Consider the following 18,034-nt stretch of genomic DNA (forward strand, 5'->3'; position numbering starts at 1 on the left):
ATAGGAGTGTTAGATAAAACTTTTTATTTAAGAGGTGTCAAAATGAACCATCAACAATTAGATCATTTTCTACGCAAACATGATACGATCGAAAAAATTCAATTTGTATCTAATGAAAACATTAACGACTATGACGGACAAGAATTACAGATGAAGAATGGAGATTCAATACCGAGATTACAGGAAAACTATTTTTTTAATAGGGGCCCAATTTTTATTAGTAAACATCACCGTTTTGCTGAAATGCCGCTGCATATGCATACATTTATTGAAATGAATTATGTGTATTCTGGAGAATGTCATCAAATACTAAACGGGAAGGGAGTCAAACTGACCAAAGGACAAATTTGTTTGTTGGATAAGGATGTTCCACACAGTCTTCCTGCACTAGGGGAAAATGATATTTTGATCAACATTCTCATGAAAAAAGAAACGTTTTCGTTGGCGTTTTTGGGGCAACTTAGTAACAAGGGGATCGTATCTAGATTTCTAGCAGATGCTGTTTCTGAAAATCAACGTCATGATCGCTATATATTATTCCACTCTCATGATAATGAAAACTTACAATATATTATTCGAAATATGCTATGTGAATATTTTGACCCTAACGATTACTCGCTGGAAATGGTGAACTATTACATGCCGATTCTTTTTACTGAGCTTATGCGCGTTTACCAGTTAGACAAAAACTTTGTGCTCTCGAGAACTTCACGGAAAACAAATATTATTGAAATCCTGCAGTATATTGAACAAAACTATAAAAATTGTACATTAACCTCTTTGGCAGAAACGTTTAGCTTTAACGCGAATTACCTCGGGAATATGTTAAAAGAAAGGACTGGAAAAACATTTCTCGACCTCGTGCAAACACAGCGAATGATTCAGGCGGCAACATTATTGAAGAATACAGATAAAAGTATTGATGATATTTCCTATCAGATTGGTTACGATAGTCTAAGTTTTTTTTATCGTAAGTTTAATGAACATTATGGTGAAACTCCAAGTCGTTTTCGTAAAAATAAAAAATAACCTCGAGCTGTAAAGTTCACGAGGTTATTTTGCTTATAGACCATATTTACGAATTAAATAAGTAGGAGTACAGCTCCAAGCATGACAATAACTATTAATTAAATAGCTACCATATGGCGAAAAGCTTTTGTTCTCTGGATCATATAACTCCCAAAATGTGTCAGCTCCGTCATTGATCATTTCTCCCCAATATCCTTTAAGTTGAGCAATTGCTTGATCTCTTTCACCAACTAAAATAAGGGCTTCCACAAGATAATGATACATATATGGTGTAGTAAGTCCAACTTCAGGTTTCTTTGATAACAAGTGATTAATAAGCTGACGGTTATCATCAGGTTCCAATACTTCAGCATGGACCATCCAAATTTGGGTTGCCCAAGAAATCTGACGCTCTGAACCACTCACAAAAAATCCGCTTTCTTGATCCCAAAGATGTGAGAGTGCTGCGTCTATAGCCTCTTGCAATTGTTTTTCTAATAATGGTAATTTATTGCTCTTGAGAACTTCTGCCATCTTAATAGTTCTTCTCAATGTGTGAATTAAAATAGCTTGTGAAGGGGCTTGTTTATTAAGGTTTTCATGCCAATCTATAAATGACCACCATGTCTCATCGTCCGTGACAATTCCATTCTCATCCAAATGCTCCATTGCTAGCTCAACTTGTCTATAGGCAAGTGGCCATAGCTCTGTTAGCGACTCAAGGTCTTCAGTTGCCTCAAAATAATCAAACAATGTTGTTGTAAATAATAATGAATAGTCAAATAAATAGGTATCATCAGCAATAAGTGAAGGGGCAATAAATAAATTCGCTGCAATTCTACCCATTTCATCTGGTACACCTGCAAATAAATACAAGCATCGTTTTACTAAATCGTTCGTTTGGAAGGTTTCATAATTAGCGAGAGCCTGTAAACGTAAATCACCTAGCCATAAACGACGGTCACGCTTTGGACCATCCTCAAATACCTCTTGCATACAATCCTGTAATGTTTTAATACTTACTTGGTCAATTTTATTTAAAATTGGATCGATATGATTAAGTTCTTTTACTTGAGAGGCATCAGCAGTAGTAACTGTCTGACATTGAACTTGATCAAAAGCTACTCGGTATTTTTGTGATGTATCTAAAACCTCAACCTTCAAATAGCGAAAACTGTAACGACGTGGTAATTCGATTAGACCAGGCATAACATCAATATGTAGCGTTTCTTCCTGAAGCCAGGATGAGCTAATCCAACCATTATATTTAGAGAATGGTTCAGCCATTTCGACAGGCATTTCCCCAAACGTAAATTTGAGATGTAGTGGTGCATCAGGTGGGCTTCCAACCGGTATGACCTTCATTGATAGAAAACCTACTAAATGTGTCCCAAAATCAAGGATAAATTGATCACCTTTTCCGTAATCATGTTCAGCGAGTTTATCTGTGGAATCAAGGACTTCTGTTCCCCAACCATGTATTTTAGTTGAGTCTCCATCGATTTTCACTAAGCTATGTGGTCTTACAGTCTCTTTTATCAATTGAGGTATTAATTGTTCAGCTGTTGAGATAAATTCTTCGTTTCTAACGATCATTTGATTTTCAATTTTTTGAATAGAAGCCATCTCTAAATCCTCCTGTCAAATAATTACGTTTATTTCTTTATAGTACTATTAAAGCGCATTCATAATACCTGAACAATGGTGGTTTTACAGGTATAATTCCTCTTATTACAGGTTTAGCTATAAATGAACTTATGTCACAATTGCCATGGTACTTTGTCGATAATACCATGCTTATTATTTAAATTTGTAAAGTATAATCCTGAGCAAGTGGGACATAGAAGATGAGGAGGATTACAATGAGTCTTATTATTCAGGATGTAAAAATTGAATATAGTAACAATCCGTTAGGGATTGATACATTAGCACCAAGGTTTGATTGGATATTGAATTCTTCAGAACGCTCACAGGTTCAGACAGCCTATCAAATTCTCGTTTCTACAAATGAAGGGAATTTAGCAAATGATGATGCAAATATGTGGGATAGCGGTGTAGTCGACTCAGATCAATCGATTCAAATCGTATATAAAGGGAAAGAATTACAATCGATGGAAAAGTATTTTTGGAAAGTAAGAGTATGGGATAAAAATAAAGTTGCTTCATCTTGGAGTCAAACGGCATACTGGTCAATGGGTTTGTTAGATAAGCGTGAATGGAAGGGTCAATGGATAGGAGCCTCAAAAGAAACACTAGAGCAGAAAAAATGGACGAATTCCGAATTAATGCCAAGCACTTATTTTCGAAAGGAATTTTCTATTAGGAAATCAATTGAATCTGCAACAATGTATATATCAGCATTAGGACTTTATGAACTGCAACTTAATAATCAAAAGGTTGGAGACTCCTACTTTGCTCCTGGTTGGACGGATTATAACAAAAGGGTTCAATACCAAACCTATGATGTTACGGATCTTTTAAAGGATGGAGACAATGCGATTGGTACAATTGTTGGTACAGGTTGGTATTCTGGACATGTAGGAATGTTAGGAACATGTGTTTATGGGGAGCAGCCTTATGTATTAGCATATATGAATATTACGTATAAGGATGGATTTGTTGAACAGTTAATAACAGACCACACATGGAAGGCGACCACAGGTCCAATATTATATTCAGATATTATAAATGGTGAGTATTATGATGCACGTTTAGAAATGCATGATTGGTCTTCCCCAGGATTTAATGATTCTGAATGGCAACAACCATTAATAAAAGAAGGCTATAATGGAGAAATTGTTTCCCAACTTGACCCACCAGTTCGGGTGACGAAACATATGACACCAATTGATATTTCAAAATCACCTTCTCGATCAACTATTTTTGATATGGGCCAAAACATGATTGGTTGGGCAAAATTAACGATTAGTGGTGAAATAGGAACGAAAGTCACGTTAAGGTATGCAGAAATGCTAGAAAGAGATGGAAGCCTGTATACTGAAAACCTCAGAAGGGCAAATCCAGTAGACTACTATATTCTAAGTGGTGACGGTGTTGAAGAATATGAGCCACATTTCACTTATCATGGATTTAGATATGTAGAAGTAATTTGTGAAAATCCAGAGACTATTAGTTCAATAAGCATTGAAGGGAAAGTAGTCCATTCTGATACACCAGAAACAGGTTATTTTGAAACATCAAATGAAATGGTCAACCAGTTATATAGAAACATAACATGGGGGCAACGTGGGAATTTCTTAAGTATACCAACAGATTGCCCACAAAGGGATGAGCGTTTAGGCTGGACTGGTGACGCACAAATTTTCATTAGAACAGCAAGCTTTAATATGGACGTTTCTACGTTCTTCACAAAATATGTTAATGATATGGTAGATGCACAGCTTGATAGTGGTGCCTTTACTGATGTTGTTCCAGATGGTGGCTGGATTGATTTTAAAAGTAGAAAGTATGATAATGGAGAAACGATCTTAAGAGATGTGTCTCATCCACTTGAAAATTGGTTAACAGATGGAAATCCAGGATGGGGCGATGCAGGTGTCGTTATTCCTTGGACGATGTATCAAGTGTATGGTGACAAAATCGTTCTTGTGAAACACTATAATGCAATGTCTAAATGGATTGCCTATCTGGAAACTAACAGTACAGACTTTCTTCGTCCTAATGACACAGTATACGGTGATTGGTTATCAATTGGTGCTGATACACCTAAAGAAGTGTTATCCACAGCGTATTTTGCCTACAGTGTAAAGCTAATGGCAAAGATTGCACATGCTCTAGATAAGAAAGAGGATGAAAGGAAGTACAACAATCTGTTTGAGAATATTAAGTTTGCCTTTAATAATGCTTATATTACACCTGATGGAAAAATTAAGGGAGACACACAAACAGTCTATGTATTAGCATTAAATATGGGGTTAGTTTTAGATGATCAGAAGCAACTAGTTGCTAGCCATTTAGTTGATAATATTAAGAAAAATGATGGTCATTTATCAACAGGGTTTTTAGGAGTGGGCTATCTGTTACCTGTATTATCCGAGAACGGATATATAGATATTGCGTATGATTTGTTAAACAAAGATACATTCCCATCATGGCTATATTCAGTAAAACATGGTGCGACCACAATTTGGGAACGTTGGGATGGCTGGACAGATCATAAGGGGTTCCAGAGTGCACAAATGAATTCGTTTAACCATTATTCGTTAGGCTCCGTTGGAGAATGGATGTACAGATACGTAGCTGGAATAGATGTTGATTCTGACATTCCTGGTTATAAGAAAATAAATATCCAGCCAAGACCTGGCGGTGGTCTAGCCTATGCAAAAGGGGAATACCTTTCCGTACATGGGAAAATTAAGTCTGAGTGGAAAATTGAAAATAATAAGTTTACATTAAAAGTATGTATTCCTGTAAATACAAAAGCAACAATTTTTATGCCTGGTGAGGAACAGAACCTAGATTGTACCGATGTTCAATTAATAGAGACCGCAAATGATGTAACAATTTATCAAGTTGGCTCAGGCGAATATGAATTTATATCTATTTTACGATAGGTTTAAATTTCTATTGGATATAGACCAAATAAAAATTTCTTTCTTTACTATTCCATTTAGTCCATAACATAAAAGAAAAAGCAGTTTTTAACTAGTATCTTTAGGTTGGGCTGTTTTCGTGGTCTTTTCGTTAAATTACTCTGATATCCCTCTGGAGATAGCTTCAATTTAGAGAATAAAAATCCAATAGCCGATTTTTATTCGTACTAGAGCAACAAACTTTTAGAAAAGAGCCTTAGGTTAAAAACTGCTTTTACGATATTTTTGAGGAGGAATCCCTAGCTTTTTTACGAAAAGAGATCGAAAATAATCAGTATTAGAATACCCAACTAAATGACTAATTTCCTTAATCGTGTGATCCGTTGAACGAAGTAAATCACAGCTTCGTTCTATCCTTTTATGTTGTAAATACTCTGTGAACGTTTGGCCCGTGTACTTTTTGAATAAGCGTAAGAAGTGGCGTTCACTTACAATCATTAATTTAGCCATATGCGTTAATGTCAATGATTCGTTCAAATGTTCATTAATGTAAGAGATTATTTCATTAATTGGATAAACAGCAACTTTCGAATTTGTTGCATTAATACGCTGCTCTATACGATATAAATTCACAAGCAGCTCTCTTAGTTTAGATTGTATTACGACTAAGTAACCAGGTTGTTTTTGTTGAAACTCATAATACATTAAGCGAATTAGGTTTAGGAAACTTTCGTGTTGATCTGCTAGATACAAGTGATTGATTGAATTGGTAGATAAAAGCTTTGTACACCAATCTAAAAATGCTGGTTCTGTATGATTGGTTTCTGAAATTAAATTTCGAATCACTTTTGGATCAAAAAGAACATTATAGACCGTAAGCTTTTCTTTTGATTTAGATGATGAAGGACGGAATACATGAGGGACTTCAGTTGGGATGATAAACAGATCACCTTTCTTAACAGAAAGAACATTTTCGTTAAAATAATGAAACCCCATTCCTTCCTCAACAATCGTAATTTCAATGAAGTCATGATAATGATGTGGATTTTCAAAGTCTTCTTGCCATCTGTTTAAATAAATTAATAGATTTTCAGAGAAATAAGTACTACCAATAAATTTGCTTTTTCGTTTCTCCAATACATTTTCCTCCATCTGCTCCTATATATTAAGTGATAGATTTGTTCATTTTTTCTGTTTCATTTTTTCTTTTTGTTTTATATCATATAATAAATAACTATTTTTAGATAGTTGGTTTTTCGATTGTATATTTTTGTTTATGTAAAAGTATGAACCTAATAAAAAATGGCTGTTTTCGCAAAGATTGTTGTTTTTCGTAATAAGTAAATCGTTACGAATTCAGCATATCTTCGTGCTCTTTTCGTTAAATTACTCTGATATACCTCTAGAGATCACTTCAATTTAGATCATAAAAATCCAAAAGCCGATTTTTATACGTACTAAAGCAACAAACTTTTAGAAAAGAGCCTAAAAAATAAACAGTATGAAAAATAGGTTAGGTATTTTTCTTTAATTTATTATATTATATGTAACATTAGGAAAGAGGCAGGTTTTATAATGAAAAATAATCTTCGCAAGTTTGTTTTGAACTTTCGTTTTAGGAAAGTTAGAAGTCGCTTTCTTACTGTTATGATCGCGTTATCTGTCCCTCCAATCTTTATCGTTGGATTCGTTTCTTATAATACTTCTAAAGATACTTTAATAGAAAATCATGTCCAAGCGAATGAAAATCATTTGAAAGCGACGAGTGAGAAGGCTGATTTGTTGTTACGTAATGTTATTAATATGGAAAGATATATTTTATCAAATAGAGATTTACGTCAACAATTAATTGAAAGCGAATTCATTTCGAATGTGGAACAGGAGGCTTTAAAATTAAGCACCTCTAGTCAGCTACAACAAATCATGTCTGAGTATTTGATCGAACAAAAATACATTGATTCAGTCTGTTTATTTGATAATTACTTTCGATCTGTATGTTATGGACGTTCTGATAATGCTGGTCGTTATGAAAGAGAGAATAAGCGCTCAGAAATTATTGAAAGTGAATGGTATCAAAAAAGTGTTGAGGCACAAGGGAAAGAAGTTTTCTTTCACGATAATGTTTTAGAAGACTTAAATTGGAATAAAACCTTTTCATCAGTGAAGTTATTACGAAATCCAATTTCTAATAATTATGAAACACTCGGTTTTTTGATCGTGAATATTAATAAATCGATGTTCTCAGATATGATGAACGCAACAAATAATAATGAATATTTAATTTTAGACTCCTCAACAAAGGAGGCTAAAACTGTGTATGCTTCGGATCCTTCCTATTATGAAAAGCTATCTAGTAAAGATTTATCGGTGATTTTTGAAAAGAAACAAGCGGATGATTATGTGGTTAGCCGGTATACAAATAAGACTACTGGCTGGACGTTTGCCTATTCTATCGAGAAACAGGAATTGTTAAAACAGCCGCACCAAATTAGAGCAGTTACGATATTTATTGGAGTTTTAATTGCGATTAGTGCGGTGATCCTTTCAGTGATTTTGTCAGATACGATTACTCGTCCTCTGCTCCGAATTAAAAGAATGATGGTTAATTGGGCTAAAGGGTCTAGTGAATTTAATGAATCATTCCATGAAGATGAAGTAGGTGAAATCGGTGAAACTTTTAAGCGAATGACAGCAGATAATAAAGATTTAAGTGAACGTTTAGTTCGTTCTCAATTAAAAGAAAGAGAGACTGAGCTAAGAGTTTTACAAGCCCAAATTAATCCTCATTTCCTATATAACACACTGGATTCAATTTATTGGATGGCGATGATTCATAATCACGAAGATATTGGAAAAATGGTTGTCTCTTTATCAGAAAGCTTTAAAATTATTTTAAATAAAGGTAAAGAGATCATTCCTCTTCATAAGGAACTTAAACATATTGAGCATTATATGACGATACAAAATATTAGATATGGTGAGCGGTTCACCTATATTCAAGAAATCGCTCCTGAACTATTGGATCAAGAAATATTAAAGCTTTTACTCCAGCCTCTTGTAGAAAATGCAATCTATCATGGGCTAGAGCCAAAAGTTGGTGAGGGCACGATACGTGTAACAGGTAGCAGAGAGCAAGAATTCATTCTCTTTACAGTAGAAGATGATGGAGTTGGAATCGAAGATATGTCAATGATTGAGAAGGGATATGGTTTAGGGAATGTGCGCGAACGATTAACTATTTATTATGGATCAACTAGTTCACTTACGATTATAAGCGAGGTAAATAAAGGGACTAAAATTGGTATTCGCTTCAATCCTAACGAAGGGAGATGGATGAGAGATGTTTAAAGTCGCTATTTTTGATGATGAATTTATTGTCATTGAAGGTTTAAAAAAAATGATAGATTGGTCTAAGTATGGGATGGAGCTAGTAGGAACGGCAAAGGACGGAAATACAGCTTTATCTCTTTTCCGTTTAGAGCGTCCAGATATTATTTTTACTGATATAAGAATGCCGGGTATAGATGGACTCCAGTTAATTAGCAAGGTCTTAGCAGAAGCTCCAGAGACAAAATGCATTGTATTTAGTGGATTTAATGAATTTGAATATGTAAGAAAAGCAATAAAATTAGGTGTGATTGATTATTTAGAGAAACCGATTACGATTCCGATGATTGAAGAAGCCTTAGAAAAGATCATTCTTCGAATCAAGAAAGAAAAGGAAGTATCAGAGTTACGCACTAGATGGGATGAAAGTCAACAAGATTTGTTACAAAAGGCTACATTAGATTTATTGCTAGAGGGGAAAGAAGCTGAATCTAAATGGAAAGAATGTTTTGGAATAACTGTTGATAACCATGTAATTGGTACAACTGTTATTGCTTATTCAGGTGATAGATCACCGTTACAAGATAGTGATTCTTTTCGTGTTATACCTATTTGGAATGGAACAACCGAAATACTTGTGTTATTCCATTATGATGATAATGCTGAAAGGTTATCAGAGCAATTGATAGCTTGGACTGAACTGGGAAAAGTTACGATTGGATCTGGTCAAACCTATTCGAACCTTACAGATGTAACGAAAAGTTATCGAGAAGCAATGCATGCTTTGAGGTACGGGCAATTTTTAGAGAGTAAAGGGTGGACACGATTTGAAGAGGTAGGGAAAAACAATAAAATCCCTGAGGACCTATCCGCACAAGAGGAAGCTGTATTGTATTATATGCGAACAGGCAATAAGGATGGATTACTTGGACAACTTGATAAGTACATCCATTGGCTTGATTCAAAAAAATTAGATCCTGATATGACAGAAAGTGAAATTCTAAAGCTGGTATACCTTGGAATGGAGGTCGTAAAAGAAACAGGCGAGGAAAATAAGCAAACTGGATACTATCCTCAAAAGGAAATCCGTGAATTAGACACCAGAGAAAAAATGACGACTTGGTTATATAGCCAAATGGAAATGATGATGGAATTAATTAATATCTCTAAAAAGTCAAATAAACATAAAGCTGTTGAAAAAGCTAAGGAATACATGGAAAAGAATTATTATCAAGATATAACACTCCAAGAAGTTGCGGATCTAGTGGGCATGAATCCAAACTATTTTAGTTTATTGTTCAAAGAAGAAATGGGGCTTACCTATATTAAATATTTAACCAAATGCAGAATGGAAAAAGCTAAGGTAATGCTTAAAGAAGGTCAAAAAATATCAGAAGTCAGTGAGAAGGTAGGGTATCTAACTTATAGGCATTTTTCTGAGGTTTTTAAAAAATATACTGGTATGACACCAGGGCAATTTAAAGAATAATAATGAAAAGCTATATTCCCAATGACTGTTGTGTGAGATAAATAACTCTACTTTACTTAATAAGCCCACCGTTGTACGCAATTCCAAAAGCTATTTTTATAAGTCTTAAATAACAAACATTTAGCTAAAAGTTTGTTGATTAAACGATGAACTTCAAAATCTAATAGCGAGTAAATGAATTGTGACACCCGAGATTCAGTTGTTTTTACACAAGATGGTTGGATGTTACTTAGAGTGTGAACGGTTAAAGTTTAACTGTATGTATTAAATTTAGTAAACTTCCTTATGAATATACGGCCGAGTGGTTTGCAGAATCACGCACACATCATTGTGCACTAGCCATAACGATTCATTATTATAGAGGGTTGGAGAATGATTAAATCTGATGCCGGTAACTTTATAAATAACAAGCCAAATAAATTAAAGGAAAATCTCTCCTGTGTTTTTTGTAGGAGAGATTTTTTACCTTGGATGCTGCCACTTTTACCTAAAAACAAGAGGAGTATGTTCTCTCTTGTTTTAAAAAGGTTAATAAAGTAGCTGACATTATTACAGATGAATTAGAAAGATTAATTCATTATAAATTATTTGAAGGATGATAGACATTTTTGATACCTTCAGATTCCCAGTATTGATTAGTCATTTTTTAGAATAATCTGAGAAAAACGGACATCACCTGAAAAATCAAGCGCTTACATTATGGATTAAGAATAGATAGAATTTAGGTAAGGACTTAGTCGTTCTTAAAGAAAAATAATAGTAATAAAGGGGCGAATAGTATGAAGAAAAATGCTTTATTAATTCTATTATCAGTTGTATTAGTATTTTCAATAGTTGGTTGTAGTAGTCAAAATAATGATTCTAGTTCTTCTAGTGATGGTGAAGAGGGAACTAAGACACTAAAATTCATCTCAGAAGACACTGCTGATGAATCGGATGCAAGTGTTGTTATGGGACTTACTGAAGAATATGGAAAGGCAAATATCGAGCTTGAAACAGTATTGCAAGCGAATTTAATGCAAAAAATTCAGTTACTAACAGCCAGTAATGATTTACCTGAATTATTCAAATTTGAATCAAATCAGTTAGGAGACCTAATTGATAACGATCAATTACTTGACTTAGAAAAAACATTTACCGATCTAGGCATTTATGACAAATTAAATCCAGGTGCAGTAAATTTATTAAAAACATTAAGTGGTGATCGTGGCCTTTATACGTTACCTGTTGAATTAAATATAGAAGGATTTTGGTTTAACAAAAAAATGTTCGAAGAAAACAACTTGGAAGTTCCAACAACATGGGATGAAATGCTCGCTGCAAGTGAAGTATTTATGGAAAAAGGAATTCAACCTTTTGCAGTAGCTGGTAAAGAAAAATGGCCAATTACTCGTTTAATTAATGGTTATGTCATGCGTTTATATGGTGCGGATGTTATGGAACGAGTTAACAAAGGTGAGCTAAGCATTACGGATGAAGGTTTTATTAAAGCCGCTACACTTGTTCAAGATATGAACGCAAAAGGATATTTCGGTGAAGGTGTTAATACGATTGATTATGACACAGCAAGTAATACATTCCTTCAAGGAAATGCAGCAATGTACTATATGGGCAGCTGGGCACTTAATGAATTCAATGATGAAAATTTAAATAAAATTGGTGTTGATAATGTAGGTTTTTTCAATATCCCACTTGTAGAAGGGGGTAAAGGTACGTTAGATGAATATTCAATGAATGCGGGTCTAACACTTTCATTCTCGAAAGATAAATATAACGAGGAAGTTGGAGAATGGATGAAGGATGTATTCTCCAACTACGGTGATAAAGCGATAACAGAACGTGGATTAATTTCCGGTTTCAAAGTAGAGAATATGCCTGAAGATGTTAGTGAATTAACAAAAACGACATTAGAAAAAGTTAATGAGATTGAAAATGGTGCACTTTGGTTCGAAGGATATTTTGACCCGAAAACAAAAACAGCATCTGAAGATGGAGCTCAAATCCTAGTTAATGAAGGTATGACTCCAGAAGAATACATGTCTAAATTAGAAGAATCATTAAAAAAAGCATCGAAATAAGAAACAGGAAGGTCCGTTATAGGACCTTCCTGTTACCTTAAAGCTAGTTAGGAGTTGAAAGAGTATGGATAAGATATTAAGAGATCGTAAGGCAATTCTCTTATTGGTTGGACCAGCATTATTAATATACACTGTTATTCTCCTAATCCCTACAGTGTGGTCCGCGATATATACATTTTATGAAGGTTCACCAATTAGCGGCTTTGAATTTGTCGGATTCGACAATTACTTGAATTTATTAAAAGATAGTGATTTCCTATCAAGTTTGTGGCTTTCACTTAAATATATGGTCTTTGTTTCTGCTGGACAGGTATTATTGGGCCTATGTCTAGCACTATTATTTGTATTTTATATTAAGCGATATTCTACTTTAATTCGAACACTTATTTTCTTTCCGGTTGTTCTTCCTGCTGTAGCAGTATCTCAATTGTTCGCAAAACTCTTCGAAATTGCCCCTCAGATGGGCTTAGTAAACAGTTTACTTACTTTTTTACATTTGGAATCATTAGTTCAACCTTGGCTTGGTCAAGGGGATACGGCTTTTTGGGTACTTGTTACAATGGATATTTGGAAATCGTTAGGTTTTTACGCTGTAATTCTTTTTACAGGGTTAGTTGATATACCAGAGGATGTTCTTGAAGCAGCAAAATTGGATGGTGCAAAAGGCTGGAAATTGACACAGTTTATTGTATTGCCTTTGATAAAACCAGTCCTAATTTCGGCAATTGTATTTAGTTTAAATGGGACATTAAAAGTATTTGAATCAGCAGTTGCGTTAACTAATGGTGGTCCAGGAAATAGTACGACTACTTTATCCATTTATATGTATAACAATGCTTTTACGTATAACCAATATGGATATGGAAGTACTATAGCGGTATTTCTATTGCTATTATCGCTTCTAATTACTTTAATAGTTTTCAAATTCGCAAAAAATGACGCGGCTTAACACAAGGAGGGGAATAAAGTGAATCAGTTATCTGGAAAAACAAATAGTATCGGTATGTTACTAGGTAAACTTGCCATATTTTTCTTAGTGCTTTTGGAAGTTTATCCTATTATATGGTTGCTGCTATCTTCGATAAAAGGACCAGATGAATTCAGTTCAAATCCAATGTATGCAATGCCAGAAGGCTTTCATTTCCAAAACTATCTGGATGCATGGAACATTGGGAATATGGGTACGTATTTTAAAAATAGTATTATTGCCACTTTCCCAGCGTTGTTTTTAATTATTTTCTTAGGAGCAGGTGCTGCATTTGCCATCGAAAAAATGAGATGGAAATGGAGTAAAGGTGTAATGTTATTGTTTACAGCAGGAATAATGGTCCCAGTACAAATTGTGCTACTACCATTGTTTACAATCTTTTTTAAAGCTGGACTATTAAATAGTTTATGGTCTCTTATCCTTGTATATACAACGTTTGGACTACCATTAACAATTTTAATGTTTACAAGTTACTTTAAAGCACTACCAAATGAAGTCATTGAGTCGGCTGTTATGGATGGTGCCAGTATTTATCAAATCTTTTTCAAAATAGCTATACCGATCGTCTCAAATGCAATTGTAACTGTTGCATTAGTTCAGTTCTTCTTTGTTTGGAATGATCTCATATTTGCAATGACGTTTATTAGCGACACAGATCTCAGAACCATTCAAACTGGTTTAAATTCCTTTACAGGAGAATACGGCCAAAAGCAATGGGGACCGATCTTTGCATCGATTTCACTAGCAGTTGTTCCAACACTTCTATTGTATTTATTCCTAAATAAACTTGTTATGAAAGGTATGACTAGTGGAGCTGTTAAAGGATAGGAAAAACCTATGATGATGAATTTTATACTATGTAAGAAGTCTTTAAGTCTCTTAAATCTTCTCTTTTAACCGGAAACAATGATTAAAAAATGTATGTAGATAAACTGTAGGTTGTTGGACTTTTTCATAGTATGAAAAGAATTGTAGGAATTGGTTTAGTGGATTGGTTTGTATATCAGAGCAATAGATTACTAGTGTTGTTTTTAAGAAGTAGAGATTAGTTTATATTTTCTATTAAAGCGTCCTATCCTACATTATGTAGACTAGGGCTTTTTATTTTTACCTAAAACAAATTTAGTTTTCAAAAGAATATAGACATGCTTCTAACTGTCTTGATCAAACAATTTTTGGAGAGTCATAATAAATGTTGCCAATCGGATGCCACGAACAAATTTCAATGAAAATACCACTTCATAAAAAGTGGTATAATCCTTAGGAACCCCTATATACCAAGGGTTCCATGTTGCATATTAGGAATTAAATGTCCATATGTATCGATTGTCGTACTAATCTTACTGTGACCAAGTTTTTCTGCAATTAATTTCATAGGCTCATTTTGAGCAATCATTAATGAGGAGTGGGTATGCCGTAAATCAGTTTTTTGGTTGGTTAGGTAATTCTCAATGCTTTGATCAGTGGAGGGTTTGCTGCCCCCAATAATGATCTTTTTATAGGAATATGGGCATTTATGCTTTTAAAGCTGATGGAGGAAAAATGAAATGGAGATTATTGATTTAGAAGATAAAATTGTTGAAATAGTGAATCGGGAAGATCATTAGATTTCTTGTACGAATGACTTGATGTTTAAAATATTCCACGAGCTACGATTACACGCTTGAAAAAAGGAAATCAGAACCTTATGAAACGAGATGGAGAAGTTCACTTAAAGAATAAGATGTGGTTTAAGGAAGCTAGGAAAGGTAATCTTTTTGACGACTTTGTTGAAGTAGAACAAAAGTGGCTGAACTTTCAGCCAAGTCGCGCTACCTATTGACAAAAACAAAAATCAAAGAGTGTAAAAAACGAAATCTCCAATTTCATGAAGAAGCAAAATAAAGAAGAACCGATTAATAAAGCATTGGCGGATGCTTTGGAAAAACTGAAATTCGATAAATAAATGGAACTATTTGTATTCCTCTTTCCATGGAAATTGTCACACAGATTATGTACGCCAAATAAGCGCGTGATGTTCGAGAAAATGGAATAGAAATAAACAAGAGTTGCAGCTTGTTTTACCGAAGCAGCAACTCTTTGTTTTATAAGATGGGATATAGGAAATCCCATCTTATAACTCATTATTTTAATGGTTGTCCTTCAAATGCGTTAACATTTAAAGGTGAAGCGAGGAATTCTTTAGCTTTACCAACGAACGAGGTGAAGTGCTCACTTGAATTATGGCTTTCAACCGCTAGATGATCTTGCCAAACTTCAACCATTGTAAACTCATTTTCTTTTTCTGTAGCTTTGTGAAGATTGTAAGAAACATTTCCACTTTCCGCTCTTGAAGCTGCGATTAGCGGTTGAATCTCCTCTAGAAATGCATCTTGTTTTTCTGGAATAATATTGAATATGGCATGAATGATAATCATTAAACGTCATCCTCTCTTTTGTTAAGCATAATAAACTTAATATATAATTAAAGTAAAAATAACATACTCGGTTGAAATTTAATGAATGGATTCTTTATTACATTACTTCCATTGTGCGACTTTATCAATTGGAAGACGAACTGATTGGTGGCCATTATCTGCTGCTTTACCAATTGAAATTAGCATAACTGGTACGTATCGATCTTTATCTAATCCAAAAGCTTCTGCGATCTGGTCTTTTTCATAGCCACCGATTGGATTTGTATCATAGCCATAAGCACGAGCCGCAAGCATTAGTTGCATGGATACAAGACCACCATCAACTAGAACGACCTCTTTCATCTCTTCACTAGTGATTTTTTCGAAATATCCAGCAAATGAGGCTAATAGGTTTTCTTTTACTTCTAAAGGCATAAGCCCTAAATCTACAGCTTTACCATAGATTTCTTCGCCGTTATCAAAATTGTTCATATCACCAAATACGGCAATTACTGCGGAAGATGTTTCGACTTGATTTTGGTTAAAGCGAGCAAGAGGTGCAAGTGTTGCTTTTCCCTCAGGACTTTCAATTACAAGGAAGCGCCATGGTTGCATATTAACTGAAGAAGGAGCAAGTGTTGCTAAGGTAAGTATTTCCTCCATTTCTTTCCTACTGATTTTTACGGATTTGTCGTAATTTTTTATGGAGCGGCGTCCTGTAACAATTTCTTTGAAATCATTTGTTAATTGTGCTGTAGTAGTCATATTTGATAGTCTCCTCTTTTTAATTTTAGTCGTTTAATTTAAGTAGGTGTTAGACTTGGCTTATATTTTTTTGAATGCGTGTCAGCATATCTGTTAACTCTTGACGTTCTTCTTCTTTAAAATCTTTAAGCATCAAAGTGACAAAACGAGCCTTTTCAGCTTGGTAGAGAATAATTTGTTTGCGACCATGATCTGAAAGACAGACAAGAGTAAATCGATTATCCTCAGGATCTTTGCGTCTTAAAATCATCCCAGTCGCTTCAAGTTGTTTTAAATGCCGGGTAATCGCAGCACCGTCAATGTTAACCTCTTTTTGAAGTGCTGTTTGACTAATTTCATCAACTTGATAAAGCTGATATAAGATATCATGTCTTGATTGACTAATGCCCGTACAACTTTCAAATTTTGAACTTATCTGTTTGTTAAGGCAGTTCATTTTATATAAAATAAAAGATTCATTAGACCATGAATTCGTCAAGAAACACCCTCTTTTCATATTTAGACAAAAAGTAATTGATAGCTCAATAGTTGATGCGTCAATTAATATACTATACCCAAAATAATAAATCAAGTATTTTAGTACTGCAACTTTTGCTTAATGATGATCTAGACCGAAATGTTGCTCTATCTCCTTTTTAATTAGGCAATCTTTTCATGAAAGCTCAGTAAACCTTTTGAGTTTTTAGGCAAGGTATAAGTATGATAATCACCATGTTATAAAAATTGCCCTTAAATAAGGTGGAAAAGTTCATCTGATAGTCGTAGACCAAGACTATTCTTCGATTTATGTGCCATAATACAGAAAGTGACAATCATTCCTAAGGTGTTCAAGTGGTAATATATTAATGGGATTCTGAGGCATCCGATTGGCAACAAACTGAAGATAACTATTGGATATTGGAGAATACTTATAACTTAAAAATGTCCACAAATCCTTGATAAATAGAGGACTTGTAGACACTATCGGTAACAAGAGGTAACGGTAAATAATATATAAGTAGACCTTGACAGGATAGGGACGGGAGTTCGAATTTCTCTCAGATCATTAGAACAGGTACAACAAAGGATTTGAAAGGGTTTTGCAAACTTAGTAAGAACGTGTCGCTGTTAGACCTTCTTTTTACAACTAAAACTACTAACCTTCTTTTGAAAAATGAGAAGGAAGTGGTCTTTTATTTTGATGAAATTTACAATCGAATTTTAAGGTGACAGAGAGTTTCAAAACTATAGTGGTGAAAAGGAAGTTCTCAACGTATAAGTTGTAACAATTAATATAGTAAATACCACTAGTGTTGCATTAATGATTCACGTGTTGAATGATGACCTTTAAAGTGGAAGATTCTCACCTGACTACGACTAGCCTATGTAAATAATGGTGAAAATCAAGAAAAGGCAGCCCGTCTGTCAATTGTAATGACAGACGGACAGCC

13 protein-coding genes and 1 pseudogene are annotated in these 18,034 nt (G+C 34.3%); 8 read left to right on the top strand and 6 right to left on the bottom strand.

The genetic code is table 11. From position 1 onward, the window contains the following. Positions 1 to 42 precede the first annotated feature (42 nt). A complete protein-coding gene (locus tag AC6CHR_RS03305; RefSeq protein ID WP_498247058.1) occupies positions 43 to 1,029 on the top strand; it encodes an AraC family transcriptional regulator in 987 nt (328 codons plus the stop codon). 33 nt (positions 1,030 to 1,062) lie between these two features. Here AC6CHR_RS03305 and AC6CHR_RS03310 read toward each other — a convergent pair whose 3' ends face one another. Continuing rightward, entirely contained in the window at positions 1,063 to 2,634 is a 1,572-nt protein-coding gene (locus tag AC6CHR_RS03310) for an alpha-L-rhamnosidase-related protein (RefSeq protein WP_498247059.1), read from the bottom strand. 236 nt (positions 2,635 to 2,870) lie between these two features. On the opposite strand from AC6CHR_RS03310, the gene AC6CHR_RS03315 reads away from it, so the two are divergent. Beyond that, complete coding sequence (locus AC6CHR_RS03315; protein ID WP_498247060.1) at positions 2,871 to 5,582, top strand: family 78 glycoside hydrolase catalytic domain; 2,712 nt, start codon at positions 2,871 to 2,873, stop codon at positions 5,580 to 5,582. Between the two features lie 240 nt (positions 5,583 to 5,822). On the opposite strand, the gene AC6CHR_RS03320 is transcribed toward AC6CHR_RS03315, so the two are convergent. Next, positions 5,823 to 6,698 (bottom strand): helix-turn-helix domain-containing protein, encoded by an 876-nt coding sequence (locus AC6CHR_RS03320; RefSeq protein ID WP_498247062.1) that lies wholly within the window; start codon positions 6,696 to 6,698, stop codon positions 5,823 to 5,825. 438 nt (positions 6,699 to 7,136) lie between these two features. Here AC6CHR_RS03320 and AC6CHR_RS03325 point away from each other — a divergent pair, with 438 nt between their 5' ends. The 5 genes from AC6CHR_RS03325 (at position 7,137) to AC6CHR_RS03345 (ending at position 14,271) form a co-directional block, all read left to right on the top strand. After that, on the top strand, positions 7,137 to 8,909 hold the full coding sequence (locus AC6CHR_RS03325; protein WP_498247063.1) for a sensor histidine kinase: 1,773 nt from the start codon (positions 7,137 to 7,139) through the stop codon (positions 8,907 to 8,909). Next, positions 8,902 to 10,377, top strand: coding sequence for a response regulator (locus AC6CHR_RS03330; protein ID WP_498247064.1), 1,476 nt, complete (start codon positions 8,902 to 8,904; stop codon positions 10,375 to 10,377). Before AC6CHR_RS03325 ends, AC6CHR_RS03330 begins: the two co-directional genes overlap by 8 nt. A gap of 779 nt (positions 10,378 to 11,156) precedes the next feature. Further along, positions 11,157 to 12,455, top strand: coding sequence for an ABC transporter substrate-binding protein (locus AC6CHR_RS03335; protein WP_498247065.1), 1,299 nt, complete (start codon positions 11,157 to 11,159; stop codon positions 12,453 to 12,455). A gap of 64 nt (positions 12,456 to 12,519) precedes the next feature. Continuing rightward, the gene (locus tag AC6CHR_RS03340; RefSeq protein WP_498247066.1) at positions 12,520 to 13,404 is read left to right on the top strand and encodes a carbohydrate ABC transporter permease; all 885 of its coding nucleotides are present in this window, start codon (positions 12,520 to 12,522) and stop codon (positions 13,402 to 13,404) included. A gap of 18 nt (positions 13,405 to 13,422) precedes the next feature. Next, positions 13,423 to 14,271, top strand: a complete 849-nt coding sequence (locus AC6CHR_RS03345; RefSeq protein WP_498247067.1) for a carbohydrate ABC transporter permease — start codon at positions 13,423 to 13,425, stop codon at positions 14,269 to 14,271. Between the two features lie 442 nt (positions 14,272 to 14,713). Here AC6CHR_RS03345 and AC6CHR_RS03350 read toward each other — a convergent pair whose 3' ends face one another. Continuing rightward, entirely contained in the window at positions 14,714 to 14,839 is a 126-nt protein-coding gene (locus AC6CHR_RS03350; protein ID WP_498247068.1) for a hypothetical protein, read from the bottom strand. A 151-nt stretch (positions 14,840 to 14,990) separates the two neighbouring features. On the opposite strand from AC6CHR_RS03350, the pseudogene AC6CHR_RS03355 reads away from it, so the two are divergent. Continuing rightward, positions 14,991 to 15,264, top strand: a pseudogene (locus AC6CHR_RS03355) (class I SAM-dependent DNA methyltransferase); the annotation flags it as partial. Positions 15,265 to 15,566: 302 nt separating this feature from the next. On the opposite strand, the gene AC6CHR_RS03360 reads toward AC6CHR_RS03355, so the two are convergent. The 3 genes from AC6CHR_RS03360 to AC6CHR_RS03370 all read right to left on the bottom strand — a co-directional run bounded on the left by AC6CHR_RS03360 (position 15,567) and on the right by AC6CHR_RS03370 (position 17,082). Continuing rightward, positions 15,567 to 15,860: a putative quinol monooxygenase gene (locus AC6CHR_RS03360; RefSeq protein WP_498247069.1), complete on the bottom strand. Its 294-nt coding sequence runs from the start codon at positions 15,858 to 15,860 to the stop codon at positions 15,567 to 15,569. Between the two features lie 102 nt (positions 15,861 to 15,962). Further along, entirely contained in the window at positions 15,963 to 16,604 is a 642-nt protein-coding gene (locus AC6CHR_RS03365) for a nitroreductase family protein (RefSeq protein ID WP_498247070.1), read from the bottom strand. A gap of 49 nt (positions 16,605 to 16,653) precedes the next feature. Then, the gene (locus AC6CHR_RS03370) at positions 16,654 to 17,082 is read right to left on the bottom strand and encodes a MarR family winged helix-turn-helix transcriptional regulator (protein ID WP_498247071.1); all 429 of its coding nucleotides are present in this window, start codon (positions 17,080 to 17,082) and stop codon (positions 16,654 to 16,656) included. Positions 17,083 to 18,034: the final 952 nt, after the last annotated feature.

This window comes from Metabacillus sp. GQ13, from assembly GCF_059758525.1.

Bases quoted from the DNA above. Each gene is read 5' to 3' on its own strand.
- AC6CHR_RS03305 (WP_498247058.1), top strand. From the start codon at position 43: ATGAACCATCAACAATTAGATCATTTTCTACGCAAACATGATACGATC.
- AC6CHR_RS03310 (WP_498247059.1), bottom strand. From the start codon at position 2,634: ATGGCTTCTATTCAAAAAATTGAAAATCAAATGATCGTTAGAAACGAA.
- AC6CHR_RS03315 (WP_498247060.1), top strand. From the start codon at position 2,871: ATGAGTCTTATTATTCAGGATGTAAAAATTGAATATAGTAACAATCCG.
- AC6CHR_RS03325 (WP_498247063.1), top strand. From the start codon at position 7,137: ATGAAAAATAATCTTCGCAAGTTTGTTTTGAACTTTCGTTTTAGGAAA.
- AC6CHR_RS03330 (WP_498247064.1), top strand. From the start codon at position 8,902: ATGTTTAAAGTCGCTATTTTTGATGATGAATTTATTGTCATTGAAGGT.
- AC6CHR_RS03335 (WP_498247065.1), top strand. From the start codon at position 11,157: ATGAAGAAAAATGCTTTATTAATTCTATTATCAGTTGTATTAGTATTT.
- AC6CHR_RS03340 (WP_498247066.1), top strand. From the start codon at position 12,520: ATGGATAAGATATTAAGAGATCGTAAGGCAATTCTCTTATTGGTTGGA.
- AC6CHR_RS03350 (WP_498247068.1), bottom strand. From the start codon at position 14,839: ATGATTGCTCAAAATGAGCCTATGAAATTAATTGCAGAAAAACTTGGT.
- AC6CHR_RS03360 (WP_498247069.1), bottom strand. From the start codon at position 15,860: ATGATTATCATTCATGCCATATTCAATATTATTCCAGAAAAACAAGAT.
- AC6CHR_RS03365 (WP_498247070.1), bottom strand. From the start codon at position 16,604: ATGACTACTACAGCACAATTAACAAATGATTTCAAAGAAATTGTTACA.